The organism is Candidatus Nitrosarchaeum limnium BG20 (genome assembly GCF_000241145.1).
GTDB lineage: Archaea > Thermoproteota > Nitrososphaeria > Nitrososphaerales > Nitrosopumilaceae > Nitrosarchaeum > Nitrosarchaeum limnae.
Genome location: NZ_AHJG01000212.1, coordinates 1 through 1,668, shown reverse-complemented (window position 1 = coordinate 1,668; position 1,668 = coordinate 1). Strand labels below are relative to the sequence as shown.

At 32.7% G+C, this 1,668-nt stretch carries 2 protein-coding genes; both read left to right on the top strand.

The annotated features are described in order from the left end of the window. Positions 1-1,049, top strand: a 1,049-nt coding sequence (locus BG20_RS07500; protein ID WP_048097156.1) for a M50 family metallopeptidase, incomplete at its 5' end; no start/stop codon positions are given. 43 nt (positions 1,050-1,092) lie between these two features. Beyond that, the coding region (locus tag BG20_RS07495; RefSeq protein WP_010193090.1) for a PP-loop family protein at positions 1,093-1,668 on the top strand (576 nt) is incomplete at its 3' end.

Below are 1,668 nucleotides of genomic sequence, written 5' to 3'. Positions count from 1 at the left end.
TTTTGACAAAAGTGCTAGGACGAACTAGGCGAGGCATCAAAGTCTTTGCCGATGTAAGTGTAGTTGCAGGTTTTCTAATGATGGGTTTTGCTTTTTGGTTTTTGATATCAAATGTATCTAAATTCTTTGTAGCACCATCTGAATTCTCACAACTAACAGTGTTAATTCCAGGTATTACTTTGACTTCATCATCATCAATTCTATACTTTTTACTATCAATACCAATTGTTTTAGTAATTCATGAAGGTGCACATGGAATTGTTGCAACGCTAGAAAAAATTAAGATCAAAACAGGTGGATTTGCAATATTTATTGCAATGTTTGCAGGATTTGTAGAACCAGATGAAGAAGAATTTAACAAGGCAAAAAAGATTTCAAAGTTAAGAGTTATTGGGGCAGGAGCAACTTCGAATGTAATTTTTGCATTTGCTTTAGGACTGATACTGTTGACAAATCCTTTCTTTGCAATGATCGTACCAGAACCATTACTAAGTGTGTTTTATGATTTACCAGATGGAGTAACTGTGCTTTCAATAATTCCAGATTCCGGAGCAGAAAAAGCTGGATTACTTGCAAATGACATTATTACCTCAATTAATGGAATTCAAATACTAAGCCCGTTAGACTTTCAAAAGACAGATCTAATTCCTGGTGATATTGCTCAAGTTTCAATACTTAGAGATGGACAAACATTGCAATTTCCAGTCGAAATAATACCATCACCAGATGATCCTCAAAAAGGATTAATTGGAATAATAAGAGACAACTCATTTGCATACAAACCGGTCTTAAATTTTATTGAGTGGAAAGATCCTGGAGTTTCAATGTTTTTGTTATGGTTATGGATGATCTCATTTTTTATTGGAATAATCAATATGCTGCCACTCCCAATTTTAGATGGTGGGAAATTCATTCATACAATAATTGATAAAAAGATCTCAGACAAGGCAGTAAATATTACAATGTGGGGAATTTACGCATTTACATTTGGATTGTTTGGTTTGAATATTGCACTATCATATATGAAATCAGGCTGGTTTACAATCTAAAAATTACCTAAAGAATCATTAATGAAAAAATATATCGAATTTTATGAAATGTGATAGATGTGAAAATCAAGCAGCATATACTCGCAAATATTCCGGGGAAAAATTATGCTCTAATTGTTTTTCAAATTCAATTCTAAGAAAAACTGCAAAAACCATTTCAAAATACAATATGATTCAAAATAATGAATTAGTAGCTGTCGCAGTATCGGGAGGTAAAGATTCACTTGCTTTGCTTAATGTTATTAATCAAATGAAGTCTACACATAATTTTAGAATTAAAGCAATAACAATTGATGAGGGAATTCCAGGGTATCGAAATGAGGCACTGGAAATAGTACAAGAATTTTGTGCAAAATTAAATGTAGAACACAAAGTTTTCTCTTACAAAGAATTATTTGATTTAACATTAGACGAGGCATTGGATTTAAGAGGAAATGAAAAAACATCTTCGTGCTCCATATGCGGAACTTTAAGAAGACGTGCAATTGATCATGCAGCAAACTATATTGGTGCAGATGTAATTGCTACAGGTCATAATTTAGATGATACGCTGCAGACATTTGTAATAAACATGTTATCAGGTGATACTAACAAGATCGGTTGGATGGATCCAGATACC